Source organism: Pseudomonas sp. GL-RE-29, assembly GCF_019947275.1.
GTDB classification, from domain to species: domain Bacteria; phylum Pseudomonadota; class Gammaproteobacteria; order Pseudomonadales; family Pseudomonadaceae; genus Aquipseudomonas; species Aquipseudomonas fluorescens_A.
Genome location: NZ_JAGYGD010000015.1, coordinates 68786 through 81521, shown reverse-complemented (window position 1 = coordinate 81521; position 12736 = coordinate 68786). Strand labels below are relative to the sequence as shown.

11 protein-coding genes are annotated in these 12736 nt (G+C 60.4%); 3 read left to right on the top strand and 8 right to left on the bottom strand.

Going from position 1 to position 12736, the window contains the following annotated elements; translation table 11 throughout:
- The 4 genes from KGB21_RS14485 to miaB all read right to left on the bottom strand — a co-directional run bounded on the left by KGB21_RS14485 (position 1) and on the right by miaB (position 3878).
- Complete coding sequence (locus tag KGB21_RS14485) at positions 1–840, bottom strand: HlyC/CorC family transporter (RefSeq protein ID WP_007909641.1); 840 nt, start codon at positions 838–840, stop codon at positions 1–3.
- Positions 841–845: 5 nt separating this feature from the next.
- On the bottom strand, positions 846–1340 hold the full coding sequence (gene ybeY / locus KGB21_RS14480) for an rRNA maturation RNase YbeY (protein ID WP_034148140.1): 495 nt from the start codon (positions 1338–1340) through the stop codon (positions 846–848).
- Positions 1333–2337, bottom strand: a complete 1005-nt coding sequence (locus tag KGB21_RS14475; protein WP_034148141.1) for a PhoH family protein — start codon at positions 2335–2337, stop codon at positions 1333–1335. Before KGB21_RS14475 ends, ybeY begins: the two co-directional genes overlap by 8 nt.
- Positions 2338–2549: 212 nt before the next feature.
- A complete protein-coding gene (gene miaB / locus KGB21_RS14470; RefSeq protein WP_034148271.1) occupies positions 2550–3878 on the bottom strand; it encodes a tRNA (N6-isopentenyl adenosine(37)-C2)-methylthiotransferase MiaB in 1329 nt (442 codons plus the stop codon).
- A 135-nt stretch (positions 3879–4013) separates the two neighbouring features.
- Here miaB and KGB21_RS14465 point away from each other — a divergent pair, with 135 nt between their 5' ends.
- Entirely contained in the window at positions 4014–4343 is a 330-nt protein-coding gene (locus tag KGB21_RS14465) for a DUF1820 family protein (RefSeq protein ID WP_003185742.1), read from the top strand.
- A 180-nt stretch (positions 4344–4523) separates the two neighbouring features.
- Here the strand turns inward: KGB21_RS14465 and KGB21_RS14460 are convergent, their stop codons facing one another.
- The 4 genes from KGB21_RS14460 to KGB21_RS14445 form a co-directional block, all read right to left on the bottom strand.
- Positions 4524–5078, bottom strand: coding sequence for a tetratricopeptide repeat protein (locus tag KGB21_RS14460; protein ID WP_034148142.1), 555 nt, complete (start codon positions 5076–5078; stop codon positions 4524–4526).
- Between the two features lie 225 nt (positions 5079–5303).
- Positions 5304–6587, bottom strand: coding sequence for a glutamate-1-semialdehyde 2,1-aminomutase (gene hemL, locus KGB21_RS14455; protein WP_034148143.1), 1284 nt, complete (start codon positions 6585–6587; stop codon positions 5304–5306).
- Positions 6588–6597: 10 nt separating this feature from the next.
- Positions 6598–7221 (bottom strand): thiamine phosphate synthase, encoded by a 624-nt coding sequence (thiE, locus tag KGB21_RS14450; protein WP_034148144.1) that lies wholly within the window; start codon positions 7219–7221, stop codon positions 6598–6600.
- Positions 7222–7253: 32 nt separating this feature from the next.
- Positions 7254–8051 (bottom strand): hydroxymethylpyrimidine/phosphomethylpyrimidine kinase, encoded by a 798-nt coding sequence (locus tag KGB21_RS14445; protein WP_223505492.1) that lies wholly within the window; start codon positions 8049–8051, stop codon positions 7254–7256.
- A 430-nt stretch (positions 8052–8481) separates the two neighbouring features.
- Between KGB21_RS14445 and KGB21_RS14440 the strand changes: the two genes are divergently transcribed.
- Both KGB21_RS14440 and KGB21_RS14435 read left to right on the top strand, forming a co-directional pair.
- Positions 8482–10866: a hybrid sensor histidine kinase/response regulator gene (locus KGB21_RS14440; protein WP_223505491.1), complete on the top strand. Its 2385-nt coding sequence runs from the start codon at positions 8482–8484 to the stop codon at positions 10864–10866.
- Between the two features lie 74 nt (positions 10867–10940).
- Positions 10941–12590, top strand: a complete 1650-nt coding sequence (locus KGB21_RS14435) for an acyl-CoA dehydrogenase family protein (RefSeq protein ID WP_223505490.1) — start codon at positions 10941–10943, stop codon at positions 12588–12590.
- The last annotated feature ends 146 nt before the right edge of the window (positions 12591–12736 follow it).

Sequence of the window (12736 nt, the reverse complement as noted above, 5' to 3'; positions counted from 1 at the left end):
TTACCGGGCGATAGGCGTCAAACGTAGCAAATGAATCCGACGGCTGTCGGCGTTCAGGATGCGGAAGCGATAGGCGCCGATTTCAGTGATTTCGTTGCGTTTCGGCAAGTGCCCGAAAGCGCTCATCACCAGACCGCCGACAGTATCGAACTCGTCGTCGGAGAATTCGCTGTCGAAGAACTCGTTGAAGTTCTCGATCGGCGTCAGGGCCTTGATCAGGAAGTCACCGCTGGGCAGCGGCTTGATGTAGCTGTCTTCTTCGACGTCATGCTCGTCTTCGATATCGCCGACGATCTGTTCCAGCACGTCTTCGATAGTCACCAGACCCGCCACGCCGCCGTATTCGTCGATGACGATGGCCATGTGGTTGTGATTGGCGCGGAACTCGCGCAGCAGCACGTTCAGACGCTTGGACTCCGGCACAAAAGTGGCCGGTCGCAGCAAGTCCTTGATGTTGAAGCTGTCGCCGTTCTCCTTGAGGATCAACGGCAGCAAGTCCTTGGCCAGCAACACGCCCATCACGTCATCGTGGCTTTCGCCGATGACCGGGTAGCGGGAGTGGGCCGAGTCGACCACGGCCGGCAGGAACTCGCGAGGTGTCTGGGTCGCCTTGATGCTGATCATCTGCGAGCGCGGGACCATGATGTCCCGTACTTGCAGGTCAGCGACCTGGATGGCGCCTTCGACGATGGCCAGCGCTTCGCTGTCCAACAGTTTGTTCTGGTGTGCATCGCGCAGCAGCTCCAGCAGCTCCTGGCGGTTCTTCGGCTCGTGGGCAAAAGCCTGGGTGAGCTTACCCAGCCAAGACTTCTGCCCGTTGCTCGATCGATCTTCGCTCATAGCGATTACTCTGAATCCTTTGTTGTTTCGGTAGGGGGGACTTCGATTTCGTCGTCCGCGTACGGATCGGGAAAGCCCAGTTCTGCAAGCAACGTTCGTTCCAGTGCTTCCATCTCTTCGGCTTCGTCATCATCTATATGGTCGTAACCGAGCAGATGCAAGCAGCCGTGAATCACCAGATGCGCCCAGTGGGCCTTGAGTTCCTTGCCTTGCTCGGCGGCTTCGCGCTCGACCACTGCCACGCAGATCACCAGATCGCCCAGCAGCGGGATGTCGAGAAACTCGTCCGGAACGTCTGCCGGGAACGACAGGACGTTAGTGGCGTAATCCTTTTGCCGCCAGGTGTTATTCAGTTCGCGGCCTTCGGCTTCGTCGACCAGGCGAATGGTCATCTCGGAGTCGGCGGTGCGCTGGCGCAGGGCCAGTTCGCACCATTGGCGGAACTCGGCTTCGCTGGGGGCGGGCGCTTCGGTCGCGAGTTGCAGATCAAGCTCAAGCATCGCGTCGGCTGTCCTTTGGCGCTTCATCGGCCACACGATTCTCGAAGCGCTCGTAGGCTTCGACAATGCGCTGCACCAGCGGGTGACGCACGACGTCCTTGGGCATGAAGTGGGTAAAGCTGATGCCCGGCACGTCTTTCAGCACTTCGATCACATGGTGCAGCCCCGACTTGGTGCCTTTCGGCAGGTCGACCTGGGTGATGTCACCGGTGATGACGGCGGTCGAGCCGAAGCCGATCCGGGTCAGGAACATTTTCATTTGCTCGACGGTGGTGTTCTGGCTTTCGTCGAGGATGATGAAACTGTTGTTCAGCGTCCGGCCGCGCATATAGGCCAGTGGCGCAACTTCGATCACCTGGCGTTCGATCAGCTTGGCGACGTATTCAAAGCCGAGCATTTCGTAGAGCGCGTCGTAGAGCGGACGCAGGTACGGGTCAATCTTCTGGCTCAGGTCGCCGGGCAGGAAGCCGAGTTTTTCGCCAGCCTCGACCGCCGGACGAACCAGCAGGATGCGGCGAATTTGCTCGCGTTCCAGGGCGTCCACCGCGCAGGCAACAGCCAGATACGTCTTGCCGGTACCGGCCGGGCCGATGCCGAAGTTGATGTCGTTACCGAGGATTTCCTTCACGTAGCGCAGCTGATTCAAGCCGCGAGGGCGAATCATGCCTTTTTTGGTGCGCAGGGCGACGGACGGTTCAGCGGGCGAGTGGTTGTCCAGTGCCTCGACGGCGGATTCCTGCAGGAACAGGTGAACCATGTCTGGCGACAGCTCGGTACCCTTGGTTTCCCGGTACAGGCGGCGCAGGAGGTTTTCCGCGGAGGTGGTGTGTTTGGGCTCGCCGATCAGCTCGAACTGATTGCCGCGGTTGCGGATCTCGATGGTCAGGCGCTGTTCGATCAAGCGCAGGTGCTCGTCGAATTGCCCGCACAGATTGGCGAAGCGACGGGCCTCAAAAGGCTCGAGGATAAAACGATGTGGTTCGATGGGTGCGTTCAAGGTCGTATTTAGCCGCCCTGGGGCAATAGTGATGAGCTCAAGGATAGCGCCAGTGGCGTGGGTGCGAAAGCTCTTAAATGGATCACCCATTCTCAAGAACAATGCATTTCACTGTGGGAGCTGGCTTGCCAGCGATGGCGATGTAACGGGCGACATCGTTGTCGGGCTTGCTGGCCCTCTCGCTGGCAAGCCAGCTCCCACAGGGGTCGGTGTTATTGGATCAGCGAGCCCCGCAGCGAGTGCGGTTGCGCGGCATCGATGTGTACGTCGGCGAACTGGCCGATCAAAGTCGGATTGTCGCAGCGGAAGTTGACGATACGGTTATTTTCGGTCCGGCCTTGCAACTCGCCCGGATCTTTTTTCGAATAATCGGTGACCAGAATCCGCTGGATCGAGCCGACCATTTGTCGGCTGATCTCGAAACCTTGCTGGTTCAAGCGATGTTGCAGGGCATTCAGGCGCTCTTTTTTCAGCTCTTCCGGCGTCTCGTCGGCCAAGTCGGCGGCCGGGGTGCCCGGGCGCTGGCTGTAGACGAACGAGTAGGAAAAGTCGAAACCCACGTCCTGAATCAGCTTCATGGTTTGTTCGAAGTCTTTCTCGGTCTCGCCGGGGAAGCCGACAATGAAGTCCGAACTGATGCAAATACCCGGCACGGCGGCGCGCAGTTTGCGCAGTTTGGATTTGTATTCCAGCGCGGTGTGGTTGCGCTTCATCGCCGCGAGGATGCGGTCCGAGCCCGACTGCACCGGCAGGTGCAGGTGCTTCACCAGTTCCGGTACTTCGGCGTGGGCCTGGATCAGGCTGTCGGAGAACTCCAGCGGGTGCGAAGTGGTGTAGCGGATGCGGTCGATGCCATCGACGGCGGCGACTACCCGGATCAGCTCGGCCAAATCGGCCAGGCGACCGTCGTGGGTGGTCCCGCGATAACCGTTGACGTTCTGCCCCAGCAGGGTCACTTCGCGCACGCCGTGTTCAGCCAGGTGAATGATCTCGGCAATCACGTCGTCGAACGGCCGGCTGACTTCTTCGCCACGGGTGTAAGGCACCACGCAGAACGTGCAGTATTTGCTGCAACCTTCCATCACCGACACGTAGGCGCTCGGGCCGTCAATGCGCGGCTCTGGCAGGTGGTCGAATTTTTCGATTTCCGGGAACGAGACGTCGACTTGCGGCAGTTTGGTGATGCGCGCGGCGTCGATCATTTCCGGCAGACGGTGCAAAGTCTGCGGGCCGAACACCACGTCAACGTACGGGGCACGATCGCGAATGGCCGCCCCTTCCTGACTGGCCACGCAACCGCCGACGGCGATCACCATGTCCGGGTTGGCCAGTTTCAGCTCGCGCCAGCGGCCCAGTTGTGAGTAGACACGGTCCTGGGCGCGCTCGCGAATCGAGCAGGTGTTGAGCAGGATCACGTCGGCGTCTTCAGCACGGGCGGTCACTTCCAGGGCCTGGTGTTCGCCCAGCAAGTCGACCATGCGCGAGCTGTCGTACTCGTTCATCTGGCAACCGTGGGTTTCGATGTAAAGCTTCTTGGCCATGGAAAGAGTCATCACGTGATTCAAAGAACCGCGCATTATAGGGAACATGTACCCAGGTTCCTACCGCTGCGCGTCCGACGGCTATGCTATAGTTCGCGCCCTCTTTTTTATCCCTCGATGTGTTACCCGCCCACCATGACCAAACGTGAAGCTCCAATCTACAAGGTGATTTTCCTCAACCAGGGCCAGGTGTTCGAAATGTACGCCAAGCAGATCTATCAAAGCGATCTGTGGGGCTTCCTGGAAGTGGAAGAGTTCGTCTTTGGCGAGCGCACGCAAGTGGTCGTCGATCCGAGCGAAGAGAAGCTCAAGGCTCAGTTCGAAGGCGTGGTGCGCAGTTTTGTGCCGATGCATTCGATTGTGCGCATCGATGAAGTCGAGCGCCTGGGCACGCCAAAAATCAGCGAAGCCCGCGGTGCGGTCGGCAATGTCATGCCGTTTCCGATGCCGATGCCTGAGAAGTAAACAGAAAGATTTTGAGATGAAGGAAATAACCTGTGGCGAGGGAGCTTGCTCCCGCTGGGGCGCGAAGCGGCCCTGAATCAGCCGGCGGATTCTTTCTGATACACCTCGGTTGCTGATTTTGCGACTGCTGCGCAGCCGAGCGGGAGCAAGCTCCCTCGCCACTGGGAACCGCTGGCAATTTTAGGGTAATGGCGAAAATGGCGTACGCCCGTCGGCGCTCTGCAATTCCATCAGGTATTTGCGGAAGATCTGCCCGAGCACCTGGGTGGCAACTTCGAGTTCTTCGCGGGGCATTTTCTCGGTGACTTCATCGGCAGTGTCCAGCGCATCTTCGGCACCATTGACCGCTGCCATTTTCAGCAGGATGTACGCCTGAATATTATTGGCCGGTACGCCTTCGCCGTGGAAAAACATGCTGCCGAGTTTGAATTGCGCCTGGGCGTGGCCTTGCAGCGAGGCTTTTTCGAAGTAGCTCAGGGCTTGATTGAGGTCGCGCGGGGTGTTTTTGCCTTCGTAGTAGAACTCACCCAACTCGTATTGCGCTTGCGCATCCCCTTCATCCGACGCTTTTTGGCAGGCGGCGAGCGCCTGTGCCAGGTCTTGCGGCTGGGTATTGAGGGTGCAACGACCCATCGCTGGGATTAACAACGAGTTACCGCCTGCTTGTGCGAGCGCGAGCAGGGGCTGAAGGAGCAACAGGCAGCCCAGTGAAAGGGCGCGGCCGGTGCGGTTCATGGGAATCGACTTACCTCTGAAGGGCGCGCGGACCCATCGAGGGGATCCAATAAGCGCGCATTATGAAATAAGCAGGGCCAACCTTACAAAGTCTTTACTCGTTTTTCTGCTGCACGGGAAATATATCGCCCACTTTGCGGGGGATGACTGGCAGATGAGTAAGAAAAAACGCGGGAATGCAGGTGAAAGCCGACGCTGGCCATGGCCAACGTCAGCATGACAACGTTATTTCAGTGCGGCGAATGCGCGCTCGGCGGCATCCAGCGTCAACTTCAGTTCGGCGTCTCCGTGGGCGATCGAGGTGAAGCCGGCTTCGAAGGCGCTCGGCGCCAGGTACACGCCACCTTCCAGCATCAGATGGAAGAAGCGGCCGAACAGGGCAGCGTCGCTGGCCATTACGTCATCGAACGTCACGATGTCGTCGGCACCGCTGAAGTACAGGCCGAACATACCACCGGCCTGAGTGGTCACGAACGGAATGCCCGCGGCATCGGCACGTACTTGCAGGCCGTCGAGCAGGCGGGTGGTGTAGTCGGTCAGCTCGTCGTGGAAACCCGGACGGCTGATCAGGCGCAGGGTGGTCAGGCCGGCGGCCATCGCCAACGGGTTACCCGACAACGTACCAGCCTGGTAAACCGGACCCAGCGGCGCGATGCGCTGCATGATTTCGCGTTTGCCGCCGAAGCAGCCGACTGGCATGCCGCCACCGATGATCTTGCCGAAGGTGGTCAGGTCAGGTGTCACACCGTAGTGCGCCTGGGCACCGCCGAGGGCGACACGGAAACCGGTCATCACTTCGTCGAAAATCAGCACCACGCCGTGCTTGTCGCACAGGCTCCGCAAACCTTCGAGGAAGCCTGGCGCTGGCGGGACGCAGTTCATGTTACCGGCCACGGGTTCGACGATGATGCAGGCCACGTCCTGGCCGACTTCGGCGAGCATGGCTTCAACGGCGTCGATGTCGTTGAACGGCAGGGTCAGGGTGTGTTTGGCGAACGCGGCAGGTACGCCGGCCGAACTTGGCACGCCTTGGGTCAGGGCGCCGGAACCAGCCTTGACCAGCAGGCTGTCGGAGTGACCGTGGTAGCAGCCTTCGAACTTGATGATGCTGTCGCGACCGGTGAAACCACGGGCCAGGCGGATCGCGCTCATGGTCGCTTCGGTGCCGGAGCTGACCATGCGTACCATCTCCATCGATGGCACCAGCGAGCAGACCAGATCAGCCATCTGGGTTTCCATCTCGGTCGGCGCGCCGTAGGACAGACCGTGCTCCAGTTGCTTGCGCACTGCATCCAGTACGTCCGGATGGCTGTGGCCGAGAATCATCGGCCCCCAGGAACCGACGTAATCCACATAGCGTTTGTTGTCTTCGTCGGTGACGTAGGCGCCTTCGGCGTGCTTGAAGAACAACGGCGTGCCGCCAACGCTCTTGAACGCGCGGACTGGCGAGTTCACGCCACCGGGAATGTGTTTCTGGGCATTGGCAAACAGGGTTTCGGAACGAGACATGATCGGGCTCTCAGACTTTTAGTAATTCGTTGAATGCGCGGGCGCGGCGGGTCACTTCTGCCGTGCTCTCGGCGCCAAACAGGCCATGCACCACCGCCAGCAGATCGACCCCATGGGCCACCAGCGGGGCGGCGTTATCGAGGGTGATGCCGCCGATCGCGCAGATTGGCAGGTGCAATTTGCTGCGGGCCTGGTCGAGTAATTCGAGGCTGCAGGTCGGCGCGCCGGGTTTGGTGTTGGAGTTGAAGAAGCGGCCGAAGGCGACGTAAGTAGCGCCTTCTTTGGCGGCTTGCTCGGCGAGTTCGAGTTGCGCGTGGCAGGTCGAACCGATGATGGCTTTGGAGCCGAGCAGGGCGCGGGTCGGCGACAGCGGACCATCGGTCTGTCCCAGGTGCACACCAACGTTCAGGCGCGCCGCCAGTTCGGCGTCGTCGTTGATGATCAGCTGGGTTTTGTAGCGTTCGCACAAATCGCGCAAGGCTTCAGCCTCGCGCAGCCGACGGGCCTCATCGCTGCTTTTGTCGCGGTACTGCAGCAGGGTGACGCCGCCTTCCAGCGCCGCCTCCACGTACGAAAGAAATTTACCGGCCAGCAACTGGCTATCGGTAATGGCGTACAGGCCACGTAGTTTCATCGGACAAGCCTCACCGCAGTGCTAATGGAAAGTTACGAACAGAAGTCCAGCGGCAGACGGCGTGGCACGAATTGGCCTTTGCCCAGCTGCTCGGCATCGCGCAGGGTGCGCCACGTGTAGTTAAGCGCGGTCTGTACGGCACTGGCGAGGTTTTCGCCTTGGGCCAGACGACCGGCAAGCGCACTGGCCAGCGTGCAGCCCGAGCCGTGATAACTGCCCGGCAGGCGCTGGCAGGTGAAGGTGTCGCGGTGACCGTCACGGCTGTAGAGGCGATTGTGAATTTCGGTTTCATCGCCATGGCCGCCGGTGATCAGCAGGTGTTTGACGAACGGCAGGAGTCTTTCCGCGCACTCGTCCGCGGTGCCTTCAGGCAGTTCGGCGAGGATGCGGGCTTCGGGAAGATTAGGGGTGGCGATGATCGACAGCGGCAGCAGGCGTTCGCGCATGGCGTAGCCCACTTCGTCCTTGCCCAGTCGCCCGCCGCCGCCGGCGCGCAGCACCGGGTCGCAGACCACTGGCAAATGCGGGTGCGCTGAAAGCAGTTCGACCACGGTGTCGACCATTTCCAGGGAACCGAGCATGCCCAGTTTGACCGCCGCCACTTCGGAGTCGTTAAGCACGGCATTGGCCTGGGCCAACACCCACTCACGGTCGAGGACGCGGAAGTCAGTGACATTGACTGTGTCTTGCACGGTCAGGGCGGTGACGGCCGGAGCCGCATGGCAACCCTGAGCGAGCAGGGCTTCGATATCTGCCTGCAAGCCGGCGCCACCACTTGGGTCGTGGCCGGAGAGACAGAGGACAACGGGGCGAGAGCTGTAGATATTCATGGTGCGCGAGCTTACCACCAAACATGTTTTTTCGGTTGTTGCGACAAGCAGTCCGGGCGATACATTGTGGCGAGGGGGCTCGCTCCCGCTCGGCTGCGAAGCAGTCGTAAAGTCAGGCGGCGTGGTATCACTGACAGAGTGTATTGGGGGCCGCTTCGCAGCCCAGCGGGAGCAAGCTCCCTCGCCACGGGTTGCTTAATGTCCACGGTGCGTTTGAAGAATCTCATCAAGTCAACAGCTCTATCTCAACAATCTTCGCTGGAACGCCCGTTCTAGAGCCTTTGTAGGAAAAATTTCTGTAGTGCTCATTAGCCATCAACGGCTATGCTAGAGTGGATCCAAACCAATAACAGGTATCACCGGTTTTACGTCTACTCAAAAGGAATGGGGGGCTTCCTGACAGGACCGGACAGGCCACGCTGGGGCATAAATGCGCTATTTGCTGATGTTGATGTTGTGTTTGCCCTATTTGGCGAACGCCGTCGAATTCGATGAGTTCACCCAAAGCCTTCCCCTGGGCCGCTCCCTGCAAGTGTTCGAAGACGTGAGCGGTCAGGCCTCCGTCGCCGATGTGCGCGCGCAAGCCGCGGCCGGCAACTTCAAGCCCCACGATCAGGCCACCCTCAACGCCGGGTATTCGCGTTCAGTGTTCTGGCTGAAAATCGACCTGCAATACCGCCCGACCCACCCGACGGCGCAACGCACCTGGCTGCTGGAACTGGCCTATCCGCCGCTCGATCACCTGGATCTTTACTTGCCTGACGCTGCCGGCAACTATCAACTGGTCCGGCAGACCGGCGATGCCTTGCCGTTCGCCAGTCGCGAGATTCGCCAGAACAACTACCTCTTCAATCTGGATTTCATCCCTGAGCAAACGCAAACCGTTTTCCTGCGCCTGCAAAGCCAAGGGTCGATCCAGGCACCCGTCACCTTGTGGTCCAGCACCGCGTACCTCGAAGAACAACCCGTGCGCCTCTATGTACTCGGGCTGATCTACGGCGTGTTGCTGGGGATGCTGGTCTACAACCTGTTCATCTACCTCAGCGTGCGCGACACCAGCTACCTCTATTACATCTTCTACATTGCTTCGTTTGGCTTGTATCAGCTGTCGGTGAACGGTGCAGCCGTGCAGTATTTCTGGCCGGACAATCCCTGGTGGGCCAACGCGGCGACGCCGTTTTTCATCGGTTGCGCAGGGCTGTTCGGCAGTCAGTTTGCCCGCAGTTTCTTGCAGACGGCTATGCACAGTCGCCGTCTGGATTGGGTGCTTCTGGCGTTGGTAGTGTTCAGCGCAGTCGTGGTTGGTTTGTCGTTGATGACCAGTTACGCCCTGGCCTTACGCTTGGCCACGGCGCTGGCGCTGACCTTCACGGTGGTGATTTTTGCCGCGGGCATTTTTGCCTGGCTGCGTGGCCTGCGAGTGGCGCGGTATTTCATCATTGCCTGGTCGGCGTTCTTGCTGGGCGGCATCATCAATACGCTCATGGTCCTGGGTTATCTGCCGAACGTTTTCCTCACCATGTATTCCAGTCAAATCGGCTCGGCCATCGAAGTGGCTTTGCTGTCCCTGGCACTGGCCGACCGCATCAACGCCATGCGCGAGCAGCAGGCGCAAACCCTGCTCGACGCCGGGCAAAAGCTTGAGGTGCTGAACCAGCAACTGGCGCGCAGTAACAAGCTCAAGGACGAATTCCTCGCCACCCTGACCCACGAGTTGCGCACCCCCATGAACGGGGTAATCGGTTCACTGGAGTTGATGCAAACCGTCGATATGGACCCGGAGCTGGAGCAATACCAACAAACCGCCGCAGGGTCGGCACGAGACATGATGCGCATGGTCAACGGCATTCTGACCCTGACCGAGTTGCAGGCCGGCAAGCTCAAGGCCGCCCCATCGACCTTCAGCCTGCGCGGTGTGGTCGAGGCGTTGCGTGTGCAGTTCGACGGCAATGCGGCGAGCAAGTCGCTGGACTTCAAGGTCGACGTGGCGCCGGGTGTCCCGGATCGCCTGCACGGCGACAGCGCCAAGTTGGCGCAATGCCTGGAATGCCTGTTGGACAACGCCATCAAGTTCACCCGGATTGGCGGGTTGGCGCTGCGGGTGAGCGGGAAAGCGCTGGATAACGAGCGCATGGCGTTGTCCTTTGCGGTGATCGACACGGGCATCGGGTTCACCGATTTGGGGGAGGCGACGATGTATCAGCGGTTCTTCCAGCTCGACGGTTCGATGACCCGCGAGTACGGCGGACTGGGTGTCGGCCTGGCGATCTGTCGACAGTTGGTGGAGTTGCTAGGCGGGCGCCTGACGCACCGTTCGGAACCCGGGAGTGGCAGCCGCTTTCAACTCGATGTGGAATTCGATTTGCCAGCGCTGGAGCGTCCGCCGGTGCCCCTGATGGCCGGCGACTTCACGCGGCTGCGACTGCCGCAGGATTGCACCGTGTTGCTGGTGGATGAAAACAGCATCAATCAGTTGGTGATGCGCGGCATGTTGCTCAAGCTCGGTTTTCGGGTGCGCACCGCTGACAGTGGCGCCGCCGCGCTCGATTGCTTGCAGCGTGAAACCTTTGATGCGGTGCTGCTCGACTGTCAGTCGCAGTCATCGGACGGGGCGTCGGTCTGCTGCCAGATCCGCGCCTTGCCGGGCTGCGCGGACTTGCCTCTGTTCATGATTGCCCAGGGCACTGATCGAGAGCGCTGCCCGACCGGCGCGCTGATTGATCATCTGAGCAAACCGGTGAAATTCGAGGATTTGCAGGCGGCGCTCTATCGTCGCGTACTCTGCTCGCAACAAGGCGAAAGTGCCGACAGTTAGGCAGATATGACACTTTGAACGGCCGGGGGGCGGTGCTTAACTGAAATCCCTTGGCTGACCAAAGGAGCCCCGTCATGAACCTGCATCAGTTCGCCGAAACCCACGAAGTCACCAACCAGCCGCCGTCACTGGACGGTGCCAACCTGTATCGCATCGACTTGCCGCTGCAGGAATGGTCGCGGCGTTTCGGGGCCGGTTGGGCCGAATCGCGGATCGATGCTTATGGTGCGCTGGCCGGCGGGCCGTTGATGGCAGCGGGGTTTCTGGCCAATCAGAACAAACCGCTGTTCAGCAGCCATGACCGTTATGGCCACCGCATCGACCTGGTGGAATTTCACCCGGCCTATCACGAACTGATGCGCACGGCGGTCGAGCACGGTTTGACCTCGTTGCCCTGGGCGCATCCGCAGGACGGCGCCCACGTCGCCCGCGCCTCCATGACTTATTTGCACAGTCAGGCGGAAGCCGGCAGCGGCTGCCCGTTGACCATGACCTTCGCCAGTGTCCCGGCGCTGCGCCTGCAACGGGATTTGGCGGATAAATGGCTGCCGAAAGTCCTCAGCACCGAATACGACCCGCGCAACGTCGGCATGGCGCACAAGGCCGGTGTCACCATCGGCATGGCGATGACCGAGAAACAGGGCGGCACCGACGTGCGGGCCAACACCACCAAGGCGTATCCGGTGGGTGCCAGCGGTCCCGGCCAGGCTTACGAACTGGTGGGGCACAAGTGGTTCTGTTCGGCGCCGATGTGCGATGCCTTCCTGACCCTGGCACAGACCGACAAGGGACTGACCTGCTTCCTGTTGCCGCGCCATCGCCCGGACGACACGCGCAATCAGTTCTACATCCAGCGCCTGAAAAACAAACTCGGCAACTGCTCCAACGCGTCCAGCGAAGTGGAGTTTCGTGGCGCGCTGGCGTGGATGGTCGGCGAAGAGGGGCGCGGCGTGCCGACGATCATCGAAATGGTCGCCATGACCCGCTTCGATTGCATGGTTGGTTCCAGTTCCCTGATGCGCCAAGCGCTGACCCAGGCCAGCCATCACTGCGCTCACCGCTCGGTCGGCGGCAAGTTGCTCAGTGAACAACCCTTGATGCAAAACGTCCTGGCGGACCTGGCGCTGGAGAGCGAAGCCGCGCTGGCGTTGAGTCTGCGCATGGGCCGGGCGCTGGACCATCTGGACGATTCGCAGGAAGCGAAATTCGCCCGGCTGGTGACGGCGGTGGGCAAGTACTGGATCTGCAAGCGCGCGCCGGCCATGATCAACGAAGCCGCCGAATGCATGGGTGGCGCGGGGTATGTCGAAGACAGCATCCTGCCGCGCCTTTACCGCGAAGCGCCGGTGAATTCGACGTGGGAAGGTTCCGGCAACGTGCAATGCCTCGACGTGTTGCGTGCGTTGTCGAAGGAGCCGGGCGTGCTGGATGCGTTGTTCAGCGAGTTGGGCGATGGACATGGCGACAAGCGTCTGGCTGCGCACATCAGCCAATTGCAGGTCGCTTTCAAGGACACCAGCGACATTCAATATCGCGCCCGGCAGTTGACCGAAGACATTGCGTTGGGGCTGCAGGCCAAGCTGTTGCTGGAAGCGGGGAATACGGCGGTCAGTGATGCTTTTATCGCCAGTCGTCTGAACGGCGGCGGCCGGGTCTATGGTGCGTTGCCGCGGGGGCTGGATGTGGAGGCCATAGTCGCCCGTTCGACGCCTCAAGGTTTCTAATTAGGTACATTCAAACACTGCATGAACCTGTGGGAGCGGGCTTGCCCGCGATGGCGGTGTATCAGTCAACAAATATGTCGATTGATACACCCTCATCGCGGGCAAGCCCGCTCCCACAGTTTTTTTGGTGTGTTCAGTATTTTGTA

What these genes read in the sequence shown, in the direction of transcription:
- KGB21_RS14485 (WP_007909641.1), bottom strand. Translation starts at nt 840, where the DNA reads ATGAGCGAAGATCGATCGAGCAACGGGCAGAAGTCTTGGCTGGGTAAG.
- ybeY (WP_034148140.1), bottom strand. Translation starts at nt 1,340, where the DNA reads ATGCTTGAGCTTGATCTGCAACTCGCGACCGAAGCGCCCGCCCCCAGC.
- miaB (WP_034148271.1), bottom strand. Translation starts at nt 3,878, where the DNA reads ATGGCCAAGAAGCTTTACATCGAAACCCACGGTTGCCAGATGAACGAG.
- KGB21_RS14465 (WP_003185742.1), top strand. Translation starts at nt 4,014, where the DNA reads ATGACCAAACGTGAAGCTCCAATCTACAAGGTGATTTTCCTCAACCAG.
- KGB21_RS14460 (WP_034148142.1), bottom strand. Translation starts at nt 5,078, where the DNA reads ATGAACCGCACCGGCCGCGCCCTTTCACTGGGCTGCCTGTTGCTCCTT.
- hemL (WP_034148143.1), bottom strand. Translation starts at nt 6,587, where the DNA reads ATGTCTCGTTCCGAAACCCTGTTTGCCAATGCCCAGAAACACATTCCC.
- thiE (WP_034148144.1), bottom strand. Translation starts at nt 7,221, where the DNA reads ATGAAACTACGTGGCCTGTACGCCATTACCGATAGCCAGTTGCTGGCC.
- KGB21_RS14445 (WP_223505492.1), bottom strand. Translation starts at nt 8,051, where the DNA reads ATGAATATCTACAGCTCTCGCCCCGTTGTCCTCTGTCTCTCCGGCCAC.
- KGB21_RS14440 (WP_223505491.1), top strand. Translation starts at nt 8,482, where the DNA reads ATGCGCTATTTGCTGATGTTGATGTTGTGTTTGCCCTATTTGGCGAAC.
- KGB21_RS14435 (WP_223505490.1), top strand. Translation starts at nt 10,941, where the DNA reads ATGAACCTGCATCAGTTCGCCGAAACCCACGAAGTCACCAACCAGCCG.